An 18,182-nucleotide genomic window follows, 5' to 3' on the forward strand; every position below is an offset into this window, starting at 1 on the left:
AGACCGGCCGTTCTGCATAATATTGACACAGAATGCACACGAAATCAATATAGTCTCCTATCGTATGTCTGCGGTTGTCTCGGAATTCTCGAATTCTGTTCCAGCAGCAGACGCCCATAAGCCATCGGTTTGCTGTACGTTGCCTTCCAGTGTTCCGACATTCCCGCCTTGCGAAAACCGTAACGCTGATCCCGTCCATTGCATTCAATAAAATAGATCTGGCCGCTACGCGTTATCCCGAGATCAAGACCCAGATCAGCCAGATGTGGCAGACTGGCCGCCAGGTTCTGGGCAATTCGAAGTGCAACGAGTCCGATTCTGTATTCCAGTCGAGCTAGGTCGAAGCCAGATTCCCCTAATCCAAGGGCCTCTGCAAGCTTCATGACTTTACCGCCCTGGGCGATATTGCTGACAAACGTATGGGCAGGAGCCGCTTTGGCAAACATGCCTGTTATTCCCCAAAGACCATCGCCGCCACGTTGTACAGATACCCGCAAATCTACCGGCCTGCCCTCATAACGTACCAGTGGGATACGCTCTTCAATGAGGTAAGCATGGCGAAAGATCCGCCTTAGGGTGGCGGAAGGGAGCTGTCCTTTGCTCAATCGGAAGGTAGCCCACCCTTTGCGTGCAGCCTTCGTCTCACAGGTTAGTTTCCACTGTCCATCTCGCTCAAAGACTCGCATAATACCATGACCGATGCTACCGCTACATGGTTTGATGACGAGGTCATCATGTTGTTCCATCATATAGGCCAGAGACTCTGGCGTAGCTTTAACTGCATGGGGCAAGTGTTCTCGCAAGGCGAGGTCCTGCTGAAGCATGTCATGAATGTGATCTTTACGGTACCGGTTGCGAACGTTGAATACCTGGATACCCTGCAACATCAGCTTGGTAATCTGATGCTGTTCCGTCCGGCGAAGCTGGAGTGAGCGGTTATGAATGACGGAGGGCAGTGGCATGCGCTCGCGAACATATCTGCCTTCTTTTTTAACATAGGCAAGACATGTTTTTTGATCCGAATCGATATCTTCCAGCCTCAAAAAGCAGGGAGTTAATCCATAACTGGCCGCTGCCTGTTCATAATTCGCGAGTGATTCCTGACCGGTCCTTCCGGCCGGTATCCCCCGGTACATGCGTGAATCGAACATAATGCCGATCGTTTCTTGGAGCATGACCGTTCCTCCTTCGATGTTATCGCGACCATGGATCGTCCATTCATGGAATGCCGGCCTGTCACCGCATGGCTCAGACATCGCGATAACGCAGACCGGTGTGTAAGATGCATCGCCAAGCACTAGTGCTTGCTCAGGGCGTGTCTAAAACTCTGAAGGAAGCAGGTTTTGCCGAATCTTCGTTCCAAGCAAGGAAGTTTTCCGCAGGCGTGCCGGGGCACGGCTAGGGAAAGTGACACAGCAGGGGGCGAAAAGACGGTGAAAGATGCACTTCAGCGAGTTTTCAGACACGACCTAGATATAATATCCTATGACATGACTGGAACGGGGGCGTGGACAGCCGCCTTTCCTCTGCAGCCCTGACACGCCTATTTCCACGAAGATCATCGAACCTTCCTGTCTTGACGCCTGTACATTCGTGCTCTGGAATCCTCAAAAGTCATAAATGAAGTGGCAGATGCCCATATGGAAGCATATGATGCCGGAGACGAACGTTAGAGGAAGGAGCAAGCTGCATGAGTAAAAATGGCAAAAAGAAGGTTCCGACGCCGAAACTGCGGCATGTGAGCCCGAAATACAAGGAATTGGAACTGACTGATCGCCGGGCAGACAAGATGAACTCAGGTTTCACTGTGAATAGGGAAGAACGCTTGAATACGAATAAAAGGGATTCGAGAGCTGTTCAGGAGTCGGAAGAATTCCTATTCGACTCAATGGAGCTACCTTCTTCAACAAATGAGCTGGAAGAGTTGGAGATCGAAGCCGAAATCAAGCCGGAACCCGTAGAGTCTGATAGCAAGGAAATCGAGACAGAAGACAGCTCGGATAAGCAGATTCAGGTTAGCAGTGTGGCTCCGCTTGTTCTGGAAGAAGAGGTGGGTATCATCAAACAAGAAACAACAAACAAGGACCGGCTGCAGATCCTGAACCAGAACCAGATGCCGGGTCATACCGGACATTACATCTACACGGACGACTTGAGTGAATTTGCTGTTACGGAGAGCAAGTTGGCTCCTTTCTCTGTAGATGCCTCCAAGCTGAAACCGGATGCGGTCGGCAGTGAAGCATTGCAGGATTATGCGGTGACCAGCATTCACATTGCAGACGGGGCCATTGTTTCAGCAAAACTTGCGGAAGCGTCTGTATCTGAGGAGCACCTGATTGACGGTTCTGTGTCTGGTCACAAAATACGAAATGCTTCTATTGCAGGCGAGAAAATCAGAGATGGCAGTATTACTTCTCAGAAGCTTGGCAACCAGGCCATCGATTCGGCCAAAATTGCCGACGGCTCCATCAGCACAAGACATCTCAGCCGCATGCTGGTAACGGAAGAATTAATCAAGAATCATGCCGTAACTGGAGACAAGATCGCGATTAGCGGGGTGGATACAAGGCATCTCACGGGAGGAGCTGTGAATACCTCCAAACTGGCTGACGATGCAGTGACTACAACCAAAATTCGGGAAGCTGCTGTCACAGGCAGCAAAATCGAAGAACACTCCATCGAGTCTCACCATATTCAGGCAGGGGCTGTTAAACAGACACATCTGGCAGAAGGGTCTGTCGGTCGTTCACAATTATTAAATGGCAGTATTGGAAGTGACCAGATAGAGGATGGATCCATACAAACAAGACATTTAGCTGAGGGTTCATTAAGTGGAAGACATCTACTGGACGGTTCAATCGGTTCAAGCCAGATTCGAGCTCATTCCGTTGGCAAGGAGCAGATTGGCAATGGAGAAGTGGGCAGTGAGCATTTGACAGAAGGTGCAGTAACCAGTAGCAAACTGGCAGACCAGTCTGTTGGAACAGCAAAATTGCTGGAACAGTCCATTACGGCATCCAAGATCTCTGATCAGAGCGTCATTTCTTCCAAAATTGCGGATGAAGCCGTACAGGGTAAACATCTTGCCAAAGGGTCCATTCGTGCGGAACACATTGCAAATCGGGGAATTACGCCGGTACATGTGGACAATTCCGCAATTCACTCTATTCACATTGCAAGTGGAAGCATCGAGGCAGCTCATCTATCTGCCGGAAGTGTGTCCGGAGACGCTCTTGCAGACGACGTGGTGTGTGAGCGGCATCTTGCAGAGTCGGCCGTGGGTACGTATGAATTGCAGGATGCTGCCGTTACAGACGTTAAACTTGCGGATGGAAGTGTGACAACAGAAAAGCTTGGAACGGCATCGGTGAGTAGCAGAGCGCTTGCCCCGGGAAGTGTTATATCCTCGCATCTTGCGAGTGGTGGAGTCACAGGGACACATCTGGCTCCAGGCAGCGTGGGTTCCGAGGCCCTGAGACCTTATGCAGTGAAATCGGAACACTTGACAGAACATGCCGTAGGTGTACCTCATCTTCAGCCGGGCAGTGTTGAAACGGATGCGATTGCACGGGCCGCGGTCACAACAGACAAATTGGCTATTGATAGTGTAACTTCAGCCCAGCTGGCTGGCGGGTCCATTTTTCCGCCTCATCTAACAGATCATGCGGTTACCTCCCCCAAGCTCTCACCAGAAAGTGTTGCCACAGATAAACTGGCGGATTTTGCTGTCACGTCAGCTAAACTGGCAGACGGCAGCGTGACTTCTTCCAAAATTATGGCAGAGAGCATTAACGCCAAACATATTCCAGCAGGAACCATCCGCGGATATCACCTGAAGCAGCATGCCGTTTCACTGGAACATTTGTCGGAAGAAATACGCTCGCCGGAATTATTTGCTGATGGCAGTATTACCGGCAACAAACTTCAACATGGCTCCATAAGTGCGGACCATTTGACAGCAGACTCGGTATCCGGGACAGAACTGCAACAGGCTGCTGTAGGTAGCGAGCACTTGCAGCCATCCGTTGTACAATCCGTCCATCTGGCTGAAGGCAGCGTGAAATCTGACCATTTGGGGACTCAAGTAGTGAGCTCACAGCATCTGAAGCCAGACATCATTCATGAGGAGCATATTGCTGAACAGGTGGTCACATCGCATCACTTGGCACCTGGATCTGTCGAAACAGACCATCTGGCACCTTTATCCATTACAGCGGCTCACCTTCAGCCAGGTTTGATCAGTGGTTTGCATCTTCAGGCAGAGTCGACAAGTGCTGTTCACCTACAGCAAGGAGCTGTGCATTCCCGTCATATTCAAGATGGTGAAATTCTTCCTCATCATATCCATGAACGCAGCATCGGAACATCTCATCTGGAAGAAGAAGCGGTAAGTACGATTATTTTGCAGGATGAATCTGTAACACGCTCCAAACTAGCAACGGGTAGTGTGGATGGCAGCAAATTAGCCGCAGAAAGCGTATCGGCTACTCACATTGCCAATGAAAGTGTGCAAACCCGTCATATCCAAGAAGGCGCAATCCTTGCTGATCATATTCAAGAGTGCAGTATTGGCTCAGTTCATCTGGATGAGCAGTCTGTAAGTGCGGTTCATTTGCAAAATGGATCTGTAACAAGTGCCAAACTGGCGGATGGCAGTATAAACGGCAGCAAATTGCTTGAAGGAACCGTATCGGGGATTCATATTGCGTCCGAAAGTGTGCAAACCGGGCATATTCAGGCAGGGGCCATTCATGCTGACCATATTCAGGAGCGGAGCATCGGCACAATCCATCTGGAGGAGGAAGCAGTAAGTGCGATTCACCTGCAAAATGGGTCTGTCATCAGTGCCAAACTGGCCGACGGCAGTGTAACCGGCAGCAAGTTGATCGAAGATGCGGTGTCGGGAATCCATATCGCTTCTGAAAGTGTGCAATCCCGCCATATCCAGGCAGGAGTAATCCTTTCTGACCATATTCAGGAGCACAGCATTGGCATGCTTCACTTGGAACAGGAAGCAGTAAGTGCCATTCATCTGCAAAATGGATCTGTAACAAGTACCAAGTTGGCCGACGGCAGTGTAACCGGCAGCAAGTTGCTTGAAGGAGCAGTATCAGATATCCACATTGCAGACGATAGTGTGCAATCCAGTAAGATTCAGGCAGGAGCCATCCATGCTGATCATATTCAAGAGCGGAGCATCGGCACAGCACATTTGGAAGAGGAGTCTGTAAGTGCCATTCATTTGCAAAATGGAGCTGTAACGAGTGCCAAACTGGCGGATGGTAGTATAACTGGCAGCAAGTTACTCGAAGGTACGGTATCCGGGATTCATATCGCATCAGAAAGTGTGCAATCCGGGCATATTCAGGCAGGAGCTATTCATGCTGTTCATATTCAGGAGCGAAGCATAGGCACAGCCCATCTGGAGGAGGAAGCAGTAAGTGCGGTTCATCTGCAAAATGGGTCCGTAACAAGTGCCAAATTGGCTGACAGTAGCATTAGCGGCAGCAAATTGCTCGAAGATACTGTATTGGGGAGCCATATCGCGTCGGAAAGTGTGCAAACTCGCCATATCCAGGCAGGAGCGATCCTTGCTGATCATATTCAGGAGCATAGCATTGGTACGTCCCATCTGGAGGAGGAAGCAATAAGTGCGGTTCATCTGCAAAATGAATCTGTAACGAGTGCCAAACTGGCGGATGGCAGTGTGAGCAGCAACAAACTGCTTGAAGATGCGGTGTCGGATGTCCATATTGCCAATGGAAGTGTGCAATCGCGTCATATCCAAGAGAAAGCCATACATGCTGACCATATTCAAGAGCGAAGCATTGGAATCTCCCACCTCAAAGCCGAATCGGTAAGTTCGATTCATCTGCACAATGGTTCCATAACAAGTGCCAAAATGGCTGACGGCAGTGTAAACGGTAATAAATTGCTTGAAGGTGCGGTATCGGCTATCCACATAGCCGACAAAAGTGTGCAAACTCGTCATATCCAGGATGGAACCATTCTTGCTGATCATATTCAGGAACGCAGTATTCGCACAACTCATCTGGAAGAGGAAGCAGTAAGCGGGATTCATCTGCAAAATGGGTCTGTCACCAGTGCCAAATTGGCCGATGGCAGCGTGAACGGCAGCAAACTGAGTGAGCAGAGTATTACCTCTAATCATTTGAATGCGGGGATTGTAGGTCCAGCGCATCTGAGCGAAGAGATATGGAATGCGATTCGTCAGTTCAGTGGAGAAACGCTGGAGCAGCTGGCAGCTATCAAAAGACAAGAGGGATTGCTTCAACCAGAAAATGAGGTTGTACAGCAATCACAGCAGGTAATCGTTGAGGAATTACCGAGTGCTGGTCTGGAGCAACAACAAGAGCTGGTATCCCAAACAGATCAGCTTGGCGAACTACCGGCAGCTTTGTTCACAACTGAGCAGGCAGATCAGGAAGATCAGGGAGATCAGGCTCAGCAACCACAGCTTGAACGGTCACAGGAGATCGTTGGAACTACGGAGTTTATGTTAAGTGAACAATCGATTACACAGGAGCATCTGTGTGATGATGCCGTGGGCAGCAGCCAGTTGCAATCGGGGGCAGTTCAGGCCAAACATCTGGCATTCCAGCCCGTTCGCAGCGTAAGCAAACAACCGGTTGTACAACAATTCGGGATGGAAGCTTTTGTACTGCCAGAGAGTGAAGTATGCACAGAGGTAACCGTTGTTTTTGAAGAATCATTTGCTTCAGAACATTATGTGATTGTGGGTATGAGCAATGATCGGGGATTCCAGATTTCCCTGCTCTCGCAGAGTGAGGACGAAGCTGTACTTGAAGTGTCGCGTACGGCAGATTGCAAGCATACGTACGGGTTGTTGTCATGGATTGCTGCGGGACCTTCGCAAGGATAGTGCAGGTAGTATCCGTAATATATAAATGACAAAAGCGGTGTCCAGAGTTGTCCGGGACACCGCTTTTGGTTGATCTAAGCTTAATCCGTTCGGACGGTGAGGGGTGTCTGAACGTTTCCTTATCATTAGGATGAGTACATTATAAGTTCAACGACATTAATTAAAATAAGATTTTACAGGCCTACAGCTTGATACGCTTTGGTAATAGCAGTAGCTTCAGCCGAAGTTGCTCCGTACAGATCTTTGGCAGCTTGAATGGTAGCTGTTTTGGCAGCGGCAAATTTGGACGTTGGTGTCAGGTAATTCACCAGTGTGCTGTAGAAAATCTGGATCGCTTTATCCCGGCCGATTCCGGTAACAGTCACACCATTATGTGTTCCGCCTTGAGCAGCAAGGTAGTAAGCTTTGTTGATGATACCACTGTTGGTATGCACACCGCCGTTGTCCTGTGTGCCTGTGTAGCGATCGCTGTATTTGTCAGGTTGACCATACAACGTAGGATTGGAGAGGGAGCGTAGCGCATCTCCTAGAATGTTAGGTGTGTAGATATCATCACCGAGCAGCCAGTTTTTGCTTTGGATCGTATTACCGAAAATATCGGCGAAAGCTTCGTTGAGTGCACCTGGTTCATTGCGATATTCCAGATTGGCTGTATATTCAATAACACCATGCGTCAATTCATGACCCACAACATCCAGATCACCAGACAGGGATCGGAACGTCGTTCCATCTCCGTCACCAAAGACAATCTGTGTCCCGTTCCAGAAGGCGTTATTGTAATTGGAGCCGTAGTGCACGGTTGATCTGATCAACAATCCGCTACCATTAATACCGTTACGATTGAATTTGTTTTTGTAGAAATCATACGTAGCAGCTGCATGGGCGTGGGCATCTACACCTGCACGATCGGTCCATACATTATCCGAATCTGTGAGCAAGCTACCAGGCAATGAGGAGCCATTGTTCGCCGTGTACGTTTGGATGCCATTGCCGCGAGTGGTGTCTTTCAGTTGGAAGGTGCTGCCGGATTGGGTGGTTGTCAGGGTTTTGGTATCTCCAAGCACGCCTGTACCTGTTCCGGTGGCAAAGTTAATGAGGTCAAACTGGGATACGATACTGCCATCCACTGCGTTAATGAAATATTTGGTCCGTAGAGGGGCAGGTTCCAGTACGTTTACTTCCGTAATGTAAACCAGATACGTCTGACCATCTTCTTCATGATGATAGATGTTCAATTCAGCTTGAGGTGTGATTTCCGCGGCGCCAAGCTCTCCAATTCGGGAGGTTGCTTCTTCGGTTGCAATCTGGATCGCGTCTTCTCCGCTGATCTCGGCTACACCATCATTCGGAATGGCCTGCTCTTCAATCGGTGGAAGATCGCCAAGTGCGGAGCTCACGGCTCCGGTTTTGTCCAGGTGCACCGTCTGTTCTGCACCATAAACCGGGATACCTTTAATATATTGTTTCAGGCGGAAGTGTCTTACGCCAGATGTATCTGTGTTTCTTTTAACAATTTTGAGCTGGGATTTCACATCGGTATTCAGGAATTGTTCCTGCTGTCCAAGATAATTAAAGATAGTGTCATCTGTTCCACTGTTCAATGGAATACCCTCCTCAGAGGCATAAGGGGCCTGAAATGGAATGGATTGATCAGACAATGGAGCTGCAGTAGCAGAGGATACGGAAGCGAGCAAAAGAGCTCCTCCAAGAATTGTTGGCATAACTTTGGCAAATTTCATAGTAAACTCTCCCATTCTTAAACTTATTTTTGGTTGGAAAATGTTCATGCCAGTCTCGGTTGGAATTCCGTCTGCAACTTGGGCAGCGCGGAGCGTGGGGCTAGACCTGAAGCGTGGAATGAGACAAGAAACGATTGGAACAAAATCGGCTTGGCCTTAGCTCGGGAAGTGTTAAGCACGACACCAAACAAAAAGGATAACCGTTTATTCAGTTCAACCCGAAGGTTGAATCGTCTATTGTGTTCCTCTTTCAGAAAGCCGGGGGTTGTCCAATTGCGCAGGTAGAAGATACGTTCACGGAAAACTGGGGTGTTCAATCCGGGTTTACGTAAATGACAAAGGCAGTGTGTTCTGAACGGCATCACTCCTCTCAAGAGTAGAATGTATCTGCTTAACAAGATCTGTGAATGAGGTCATAATCTAATCAACCTAAGGTCAATAAATTGATTTAAAAAATATAAGGGAACTTATGTTCACCACAAGGTTATTTTTGTAAATAAAACTGCTTGGAACGTATATTATCACAATGTAAAACTTTGGAAAAGATACAATTTTAGATTTTTGTTAAATTTGTGTCTGAAGTAGGGGAGAGGTAGCGTTTTTCACATATTTTGACGTATTTTGTCTAAAAGCAAGGCCTGTACCCTCGTGTTCACAGGGAGAACCTGCTTAGTGCAAGGACAAACGCCGTTTCCACTGCTCCACGAATACATAGAATAACGTGTACTCCCTTGGCATGCCGATGATCGAATGCGGGAGGTGAAACTGTTGCGCAAAACCCGTACCACAGCACGTTATGCAACCCGAACCAATGTGACACGAAGAAAAACAGTGCTGAAGAAACGAAGATGGAAGTCTGGACACAAAAAGGGTACAAAGGCCTATACGTTCGTTATTCCATCCAAACAGCTGATGTCACAGGCTAAGGATGGAGTAGAGAATGGAGCGGAAAATGGCATGAGTGATGCTCCTTCACACAGGGGGGGTTCTCAGCGACCGATGCTCTCGGTCATTATCCCTGCTATGAATGAGGAGAAAAGGATTGGTGCAGTTGTCCGTGAAGCGCTGCGGATATGCCGTGATGCTGAAGTACTTGTCGTTGTGAATGGTTCAACAGACGGTACGGCAAACGCAGCCAAACGGGCTGGAGCACGCGTGCTCACGTATGCCGAAGCACTGGGGCATGATGGAGGACGAAAAGTAGGCGCAGCGGAGGCGCGCGGTCAGGTATTGTTATTTACTGATGCAGATATCGCAATTCCCGCAGAGCACCTTGCCCCTTACGTGAAGGCTGTGCTGAATGGAACGGATGTGGCGCTTAACGACTACCATGGGCCGGTCACTCATCATCCTGTTCATCCGGTAGTGGAGGCCAAACACATGTTGAACAGCATACTCGCAAGATCCGATCTCCGGGGGGCATCCATGACAGCTATTCCACATGCAATAAGCCGAAAAGGGCTTGAGGTCATGGGGATATCCTCACTGGAAGTTCCACCACTTGCACAAGCCAAGGCAGTGATCGGCGGACTTCGGGTACGCGCTGTTCATCACGTACCTGTGGGTAGAATGAATGCAGTACGAATCAAAAAGCGAAGCGGACCTGATCCGCTCAGTCAAGTGGTACTGAATGATCATATGGCAGCGATTAAGTGGATTACGGATACGCTCGGTCCCCGCGGAGGTTATACCGATCTGAAACGTGTTCGCAACCTGGCGAGGTAAGCATGTCGCATCGTATGATGCAGCATGCTGGAGGTGAGGAAATGAAGGGACGTTCAGGGGTTGTCCGCCGCAGGCGGACAACAAGTAGACAAACGACAGCAGGAAGAACAGTAATGAACAAGCGTCATAGGAACAAGAAACATGTAGATATTCAAAAAAAAAGAAGAAGCCGAGCAAAGTCTGGCCCAGTAAATCTGCACTTGATGTGGAAAGCGGGGCAAGTTGCAGGAAGCGAGGCAAAGGCGAACAACACAGTATCAGAAGAACATGCATGTCTCGTATGGAATGCACACGCGGCAAACGTTGCGGAGCTAAGCAACTTCGAGCTAGCTCTGAAGGCAGGTAAGGCATTTATGCAGGGTTATGCTCAGGCCTCGGGACATTCATTCCAGATCGTGCCGCTACCTCTTCGTCATTCGGCTGTTGCCGTTGTCTGTGCCTGTAATGAGGAACACACACTGGGGCAGGTGTTATTGCAACTAAAGCGGCTGCCTCTGACGGATATTATTGTGGTACTGAATGGAACGACAGATGACAGTTTGAAGCAGGTGCTAAGGCAGCCGGGACTTACAGTAATCTATGAACCGGATCGGGCAGGACATGATGTGGGCCGGGCACTTGGAGCCAAGATGACGGATGCGGAGACGGTACTTTTTGTGGATGGAGATATGGTCGTATCGGCTGAACAGCTTGCACCCTTTCTGTTCGCGGTTGATCGGGGACAGGATGTGGCGTTGAATAATCTGACGTCTTTGCTGCCTGCGTTTGCAGGGCAGGATGAGGTAAGCCGGATCAAAGCATATCTGAACCGGACATTAGGCAGGGCAGATCTTGGTTCCAATTCCATGACAGCCGTGCCTCATGCATTGTCTCGTCGTATGATTCAGACCGTGAAGCCAGCATCACTGGCCGTTCCACCTAAGGCACAAAGTCTAGCTATTCAGCATGGAATGAACGTCTCGGCACCAAGTCAGGTGGATGTTATTCGTTCCAATCGGTTGCGTCCTGGTAACACGGGAAGTGGGAATGATGTCGCCAAATTGATCATCGGAGATCATCTGGAGGCACTGGCTACATTGCTGGGTACAGGTTGGAATCCAACCCAGGCACATACACTCTCCCGTGTAGAAGTCGCTTACAGGAGGAACGCCTAATGACACTGACGAGTATGATTATCCCAACTTACAATGGGCTGGATCTGATCAGGCCCTGCATCGATGCCATACGTCAATACTCGGGCGATCCTGCGTCATATGAAATTATCGTGGTAGATAACGGTTCGACGGATGGAACGGCTGAATATTGTGCGCTGGAGCGAATTCGATTTGTAAGGTTCCCGGACAATCGGGGGTTTCCGGCAGCGTGTAACGCTGGACTTCGTGCAGCTTGCGGGGATGAGTTGTTGCTGTTGAACAATGATGTTACGGTCACGCCCCGTTGGCTGGAGAACCTGCGAACGGCTCTGTACAGTGACGCAAGTATTGGGATCACGGGTCCTGTTACGAATTATGCAAGCGGCATCCAGCAGATTAAACTGCAGTTTCGGGACATGGAACATTTTCAGGAGTTGGCCAATTCCAATAATGTTGCGGATTCTTCAAGGTGGAGGGAAGTACGCCGGATCGTCGGTCTGTGCATGCTGATGAAACGAGATGTCGTGGAATCAGTTGGGCTGCTTGACGAGGCATATTCTCCGGGACACTATGAGGATGACGATTATTGTTATAGAGCAAGATTGCAGGGATATCGCCTGCTGGTATGTGGAGATGTTCTCGTGCATCATCAGGGAAGTGCCAGCTTCCAGAAGACAGATCCGGTAGCGTGGAAACAGCTGCTTGAGCGTAATCGTTCGATTTTTATGAACAAATGGCATGTCGATCCGCTTGAATATATGGACATATCCGATGAAGGAGGGAACGTGGAATGAAAGGTGTAATTCTTGCCGGCGGAACAGGAACTAGACTGTATCCGCTGACCCGGCTCATTAACAAACATCTGCTTCCAGTCGGTAAACATCCGATGATTATGTATGGCATCGACAGGCTCCGTCAGGCAGGCATTGATGAACTATTGATTGTGATCAACAAACATTCCGCCGGGTTATATACAGAGTATCTTGGTGGGGGAGCGGATCATGGGGTCAAGTTGACTTATCGCATTCAGGAAAAGGCAGGCGGGATTGCGGAAGCGTTGGATCTGGCGACCACATTTATCCTTCCTGGCGAAAAATTCGTTGTGCTTCTCGGTGATAATCTCTTCAGCGATGATCTGAAGCCTTATGTGGATCGTTACATGCAGCAACCTGCTGGTACAGCACGAGTTCTGCTCAAAGAGGTGGATGATGCACGACGTTACGGGGTGCCTGTTTTTGATTCAAAGCATCCAGAGCGAATCTCGTACATTGAGGAGAAGCCAAGTCACCCGAAAACCTCTTATTGTGTGACGGGCATATACATGTATGACGATCATGTATTTAACCTGATTCGCAACATTGCGCCGTCTGCGCGTGGAGAACTTGAAATTACGGATGTGAATAATCACTACGCGTCTGCTGGCGGACTGGAATACGACATTTTGCAGAAATACTGGAGTGATGCAGGTACATTTGAATCGCTCCAGGAAGCAGCTGTCCGTATGAAAGGACAATTGCCCTAAAATATATGGGACTGATGCTGCCGCTGTGCGGTGCCCCATGGGAGCAGAACACTCTGCGCCGGAGCTGGAAGGATGCTCCGGCGCTTTGCGCAGCGACAATCCTCGTGCATGCCAAAGGAGGGAATGGCGTGAGAGTAGTGACACGCACCGGGGCCGCTAGGGCCTCCGTGTCGGGTAAGCCCCGGGGCATCCACCCGGCCGTATTTATGGGCAGTGGCACTCCGGCAGCAGCAGGTACAGGGTCTGCTGGAGTCAGAGGTGTGAAGTCAGGGAAACGGAGTACCCCGACCAAAGCGGGTACATCTGCAGGCGCAGCGCATAAGGCTGCTGCAAGGAAAGCGAGCAGCGCAGGCAGTATTATTGGCAGAGCAGGCAAAGCTGGCTCTGCGAGTGCGAGAAAAGCGGCAAAAGCCAGCCGCACCGGCAAAGGCAAAGCCGGTCTGCGCCAGGTCACTGCTGGGCGCAGGCCAGCATCCGCGCGGGGCCGGCGTGCCGCTTCCCGCGCCAAGCAGCGCACGGCGATGCGCCGTGCGCCCATGCCAGCACCGCAAGCCAGCACGCCACAGGCGATGCCTGCCAGCGGTGCTGGCCCCGCCCCGCGCCAGGCGACACACCCGAAGGGTGTCGCCCCCGCAGGGCGGGGAGGCGCTGCCGGCGCGCATGCGGGCAGCGCGAAGGGCTTGCCGCCTCCGCCCGCGGAGCACGCAGTGCAGGCGGAGGCCGTGCCCGGCGGCTACGCCGAGGGCTACCGCGACGGCGTATTCGCCGGCGGGGAGGCGCTGGTGGCGCAGCACATCCCGCCGGATCACATTCTGCCTGCCGTGGCGGCGGCAGATCTGATCGCGGCGGGATTCCGCCAATACGCGCCCAGCCTGGCCCGGCTGTCCAGCCCGCATGAGATGGCTGGACACATCACGGCGGCGCTGGATGCGCAGCGCCCTTTGTCTGTCGTTCGCCTCGGAGATGGCGAACTGCTCACGCTGGCAGCCGATACGGTGCTGCCAGGCCACGAAGTGCAGGAGCTGGCACCGTTTCTGCCCTATGCAGGGGTGCCATGCTCAACCCCCGACATCCGCGCGATGCTTGCGGAAGCCATACAGGCCGCCGACTGGGTTGGCGTGCCGATCTCGCGGGCACCGACATTCCAGGGGCTGTTATTCCCGGTGTTGCGCCACTTCGGGATTGACTGGTCTCGGCTGAAATTGACCAGTTCCACGATCAATTACAGTCTGCATCAGTCTGGCCTGGTGTTGCCCTTGTTGCAAGGACGGCGGGTTCTGCTCATAGGCAGCCAGGCACCAGAGCTTGCGGCACTGCTGCATAACCGGGGGATTCATGTCACAGGCATCATTGGTTCTGTGGCGGGAGTTATGGATATTCCGAGGGTGATGCAGCAAACCTCAGAACATGCTTTTGATATCGCGTTGGTGGCGGCGGGAATTCCGGCGGTCATTCTGTGTCGGCGAATTGCAGGTGAACTCGGCAAGGTTGCTCTGGACTTTGGACATTTGGCTGACAAACTGGTAACAGGAGAGCTTCAACTCTAGTGGACGTCCGGGGGCTGGTTATGTGCGTGTTAGCCTCACGGACAAGTGGAAATGGAGGGAGCAACATGAGCACACCCGATCAACAGCGCGGGGAAGAACGTCATAGCCGTAGCAACAAGGTTAAGGCTCGAAACGTAGTCCGTCGAAAGGGTCACAGTCATCTGAACATCATTCCAAATATCAGCACTCGCAGTGACAACAGCCGCAGTGAAAACAACAGGAATGGCAGCATAAGCAACGAAAAAAAAGCGGCCCGCCGTGCCACACAACACGATGTCTCGCGATCTGACATGGCAGTCCTGCATGCAGCAGGTCGTCGCTCAATACGGAAATCCAGACGTAAAGGCAAAAGCAGGCGCACACCCAAAGGCGCCAGGCTCTACAAACAGGGGTATACCAGAGGATACAACGAAGGTGTCCGCCAGGGACAGAACTCGTTTGGTCTTGTTTTTGAAGGAGTTAGCATCATTATCCCCACGTACAATCAGCGGGAGTATGTGCTGAAATGTGTGTCCAGTATCGAGAAGCATACCCCTGCTCCCTACGAAATCATTGTCGTGGATAATGCCTCAAAGGATGGAACTGCCGAGGCGATGCTCCGCAAAGGCGGCATGGTGAGGGTGGCTGCCCTGGATAAGAACCGGGGGTTTGCCGGAGGTGTCAATCATGGGCTGATGATGGCGAGAGGACGACATATCATCGTGTTGAACAACGATACGCTCGTTACTCCAGGCTGGCTGGATAACATGATGACTTGTCTTGCCAGTGATCCGAAGATTGGTGTGGTGGGTCCGGTGACCAACTATATTGGCGGGGATCAGCAGATTCAGGTTCCGTACCGTGAGGTAGAAGAGATGTGGCCTTTTGCCGCCACACATAATCGTCCGGATGCAGACAAACATCGAATAACCAATCGCCTGGTCGGATTCTGCTGGCTGTTCTCACGGGAGCTGCTGGAACGGGTAGGTTATCTGGACGAAGGGTACGCGGTGGGCAATTTCGAAGATGATGACTGGATCATCCGGGTGAAGCTGGCAGGATACCAGCTTGCGGTAGCCGGGGATACTTTTATCCACCACTTCGGAAGTGTCAGTATGAAAGCCTTGGGTGAGCAAGACTTTGCTGTAGTGAATAAGGATAACGAGCAGTTTTATAGCCAAAAGTGGGGAGATCCCCATGCGCTGGTTGCCGAAACCTCCCGCTTGGCTAGACAACAAACCTCTGGTACCCCATCCGGTCAACAAGAGGAGGGTGATACAAACCCAATGGATCCGCGTCAGCGAATCTCAACGCAGGGCAGCCAAGATCCAGCATTACAGTTCAGACACAGTTATGACTTCTACCCGGAAGGTTCGTTTCTGTCCGATGCCAAAGGAGATGTCTATACTTTAACCGGCGGTCGGCGGCGGAAGCTGAACATCCCTGTACCGCGTGGAATATCTCCTGTTCAGGTTGCCAAGCCGGATCTGCTCGCCATTCCTGCCGGAGAAGCACTGATATCAGCGGGGGACGTGCAAGGATGGCCGAGGGAATCACAACAGGTGCATACGACAGCGGTTCATGGTTCTCACCATGGATGGGCAGAAGGAAGTATTGTTGCCGCAGTGGATGCACCCGAGATTCGATATCAGATCAGCGGAGACAAGCGGAGACGATTTGTTTCTGTCTATGCGGCAGAACGTTGGGGTGTACATTCTGGGCATATTATCAGCGTGTCTGCGGACCAACTGAATGCGATGGAAGAAGGCTGGCCCATTATCGCCCCACCTCAGCTCTTGAACCCCGATCTGTAATGTCAGGCGATCTGTTTATGCGAATCAGCAGCATGATGCGGAATGGAAAATGTAGCGGTACCCTGTGTAATCGCTCTGATTCATTCCGCATCCGAATATTACATATGAGTTGGTAGCTATATAAGTTGAACTAAAGATTATTTATACTGACACTACGATGACAGAATAACCTTCCAATCGCTGTTATCCCCAGATTTTTTCGATTCCCCTTTCTCAAGGGAAAATCCGGGGATAAAGGCGAACGCTTCGCTTTTTCAGGTTTTTTCTGTCCTCTCCGTTATCGTATAAATGATTAGTTCAACTTATATAGATCACTTAAAGTATAGAGATTGAGGGAGGATAAGGGATGAAGAATTCTGTAGTCAGACAAGCCGAACAGATTGCCAGTGAGTTTCTGCTGGAACCATTAAAATGCTCACATCATATCATCGGTAAAGGTTTTGTTAATCAGGTCTGCTTGGTGGAGACGGCAAGTCATAAAGTGGTTGTACGTATGAACGATCCAGATACATATTCTACCTTTGTGAAAGAAAAATGGTGCATCGAACAAGCGGCGAGTGCCAGTATTCCTGGGCCAGAGACATTGTCCGTTGGGGTCAACGCTGAACATGCCTATATGATTCAAAAGTATGTGGAAGGGGACAACGGGTTGGACACAACAGTGCCCACGTCCGTGATCTGGAGGAAACTTGGAGAGTACACAAAACAGTTTCAATCCATCCCGGTGAATGGTTTTGGAAGGGAAATGCACGATCACGTACAAAACGAATTTTACTCTCCCCCTCATGCAGGATCAGATGGCAGTTGGCAAGGATATGTGCAATACAATATCAATAGTCTCACGGAGCAAGATTCATTGATTGAGCTTGGTGTCATTACGATGAAGGAATCACAGCTCGTAAGGCAATGGTTCGAACAATTGAAATTGCAAAAGTTCCGCTTTGGTTTATGCCATGGTGATCTCTCCTTGAAGAATACAATCGTAAGTTCAACGGGTGAGATTACCCTTCTGGATTGGGGGAATGCGGAGGTCACCGTCGTACCGTATGGCGATATCATTCAACTCATGCAATGCCAGCTACGGGGTGAGGGCCCTGATAAGGAAGGATTGAAAGCGTTTTTAGAAGGATATGGGACAAGTACACAAGAGCAAGAGCGCGAACTGAATCAAGCGAGCCATATGTTGTTATTGAAAGCTTTTGATACCCTGAGGTGGGCTATAGATCGAAGTCCGGATCAGATCGAGTTCTACACTGATTTAGCAAAACAAGCTTTTAACCAGGTTAGGAGGGGCCAATAGTGATTCATTCCTGTAAAATTAGCCATCTTCCAAATTTATAATTTAATCTTTCTATTTGGTTATAGGTTTATTCTATTAGCAGATCCATTGACGCAGGAAGGGCACAGGAGTACATTTAGAGCCATAATTCTTATTTAACAGATAGGAATTGAAGGTCTAGGGCGTTCATATTCAATCGCCCAGATCTTGATCTTAAAACTAATCAGGAGGTATGTCGATGTCATCATCAACCAAAAAAGTCGTGCTGTGGAGCAAAACAGGCTGTCATTTCTGCGGGGAAGTGAAAGCATTTCTGACAGAGCGAAACCAGCCTTTTGAGAACATTGAAGTGCAGGGCAATGACGTGCTGCGTGATGTGCTTGAAGCAAAATATGGCATTCGGCATGTACCCGTTATTGAAGTGGGAGGGGACGGCAAGTTTGAAGCTTTGCTGGAACCTGATCTGGAGAAGCTGGCTGAACTTCTGGCACGAGCGGACGAAGCGGCAACAGTCTAACGGGAGTTGATATATACCTTTGG

The 18,182-nt window shown here is 50.3% G+C and carries 12 protein-coding genes; 9 read left to right on the forward strand and 3 right to left on the reverse strand.

The genetic code is table 11. The features are described 5' to 3' along the window. Positions 1–44: 44 nt before the first annotated feature. The gene (locus tag MHB71_RS30875; protein ID WP_340028422.1) at positions 45–1,175 is read right to left on the reverse strand and encodes a YheC/YheD family protein; all 1,131 of its coding nucleotides are present in this window, start codon (positions 1,173–1,175) and stop codon (positions 45–47) included. 515 nt (positions 1,176–1,690) lie between these two features. Here MHB71_RS30875 and MHB71_RS30880 point away from each other — a divergent pair. After that, entirely contained in the window at positions 1,691–6,904 is a 5,214-nt protein-coding gene (locus tag MHB71_RS30880; RefSeq protein ID WP_340028423.1) for a WIAG-tail domain, read from the forward strand. Positions 6,905–7,077: 173 nt separating this feature from the next. On the opposite strand, the gene MHB71_RS30885 is transcribed toward MHB71_RS30880, so the two are convergent. Together MHB71_RS30885 and MHB71_RS30890 are read right to left on the reverse strand one after the other, a co-directional pair. Beyond that, on the reverse strand, positions 7,078–8,643 hold the full coding sequence (locus MHB71_RS30885; protein WP_340028424.1) for a M4 family metallopeptidase: 1,566 nt from the start codon (positions 8,641–8,643) through the stop codon (positions 7,078–7,080). Between the two features lie 44 nt (positions 8,644–8,687). Then, positions 8,688–9,005, reverse strand: a complete 318-nt coding sequence (locus tag MHB71_RS30890; protein WP_127547053.1) for a hypothetical protein — start codon at positions 9,003–9,005, stop codon at positions 8,688–8,690. A gap of 397 nt (positions 9,006–9,402) precedes the next feature. Here MHB71_RS30890 and MHB71_RS30895 point away from each other — a divergent pair, with 397 nt between their 5' ends. The 8 genes from MHB71_RS30895 (at position 9,403) to MHB71_RS30930 (ending at position 18,159) form a co-directional block, all read left to right on the forward strand. Continuing rightward, entirely contained in the window at positions 9,403–10,368 is a 966-nt protein-coding gene (locus MHB71_RS30895; protein ID WP_282322280.1) for a glycosyltransferase, read from the forward strand. 41 nt (positions 10,369–10,409) lie between these two features. Continuing rightward, on the forward strand, positions 10,410–11,522 hold the full coding sequence (locus MHB71_RS30900) for a glycosyltransferase family A protein (RefSeq protein ID WP_340028425.1): 1,113 nt from the start codon (positions 10,410–10,412) through the stop codon (positions 11,520–11,522). After that, entirely contained in the window at positions 11,522–12,295 is a 774-nt protein-coding gene (locus MHB71_RS30905; protein ID WP_047841258.1) for a glycosyltransferase family 2 protein, read from the forward strand. Before MHB71_RS30900 ends, MHB71_RS30905 begins: the two co-directional genes overlap by 1 nt. After that, on the forward strand, positions 12,292–13,023 hold the full coding sequence (locus MHB71_RS30910; protein ID WP_076329021.1) for a sugar phosphate nucleotidyltransferase: 732 nt from the start codon (positions 12,292–12,294) through the stop codon (positions 13,021–13,023). Before MHB71_RS30905 ends, MHB71_RS30910 begins: the two co-directional genes overlap by 4 nt. Positions 13,024–13,922: 899 nt before the next feature. Then, entirely contained in the window at positions 13,923–14,570 is a 648-nt protein-coding gene (locus MHB71_RS30915) for a GT-D fold domain-containing glycosyltransferase (protein WP_255319776.1), read from the forward strand. Positions 14,571–14,635: 65 nt separating this feature from the next. After that, positions 14,636–16,363 (forward strand): glycosyltransferase family 2 protein, encoded by a 1,728-nt coding sequence (locus MHB71_RS30920; protein WP_340028426.1) that lies wholly within the window; start codon positions 14,636–14,638, stop codon positions 16,361–16,363. Positions 16,364–16,709: 346 nt separating this feature from the next. Next, positions 16,710–17,663: an aminoglycoside phosphotransferase family protein gene (locus tag MHB71_RS30925; protein ID WP_340028427.1), complete on the forward strand. Its 954-nt coding sequence runs from the start codon at positions 16,710–16,712 to the stop codon at positions 17,661–17,663. A gap of 217 nt (positions 17,664–17,880) precedes the next feature. Further along, positions 17,881–18,159, forward strand: coding sequence for a glutaredoxin family protein (locus tag MHB71_RS30930; RefSeq protein ID WP_340028428.1), 279 nt, complete (start codon positions 17,881–17,883; stop codon positions 18,157–18,159). Positions 18,160–18,182 lie beyond the last annotated feature (23 nt).

The sequence above is a fragment of the Paenibacillus sp. FSL H7-0940 genome (assembly GCF_037979415.1).
In the GTDB taxonomy this organism is placed as follows: domain Bacteria; phylum Bacillota; class Bacilli; order Paenibacillales; family Paenibacillaceae; genus Paenibacillus; species Paenibacillus amylolyticus.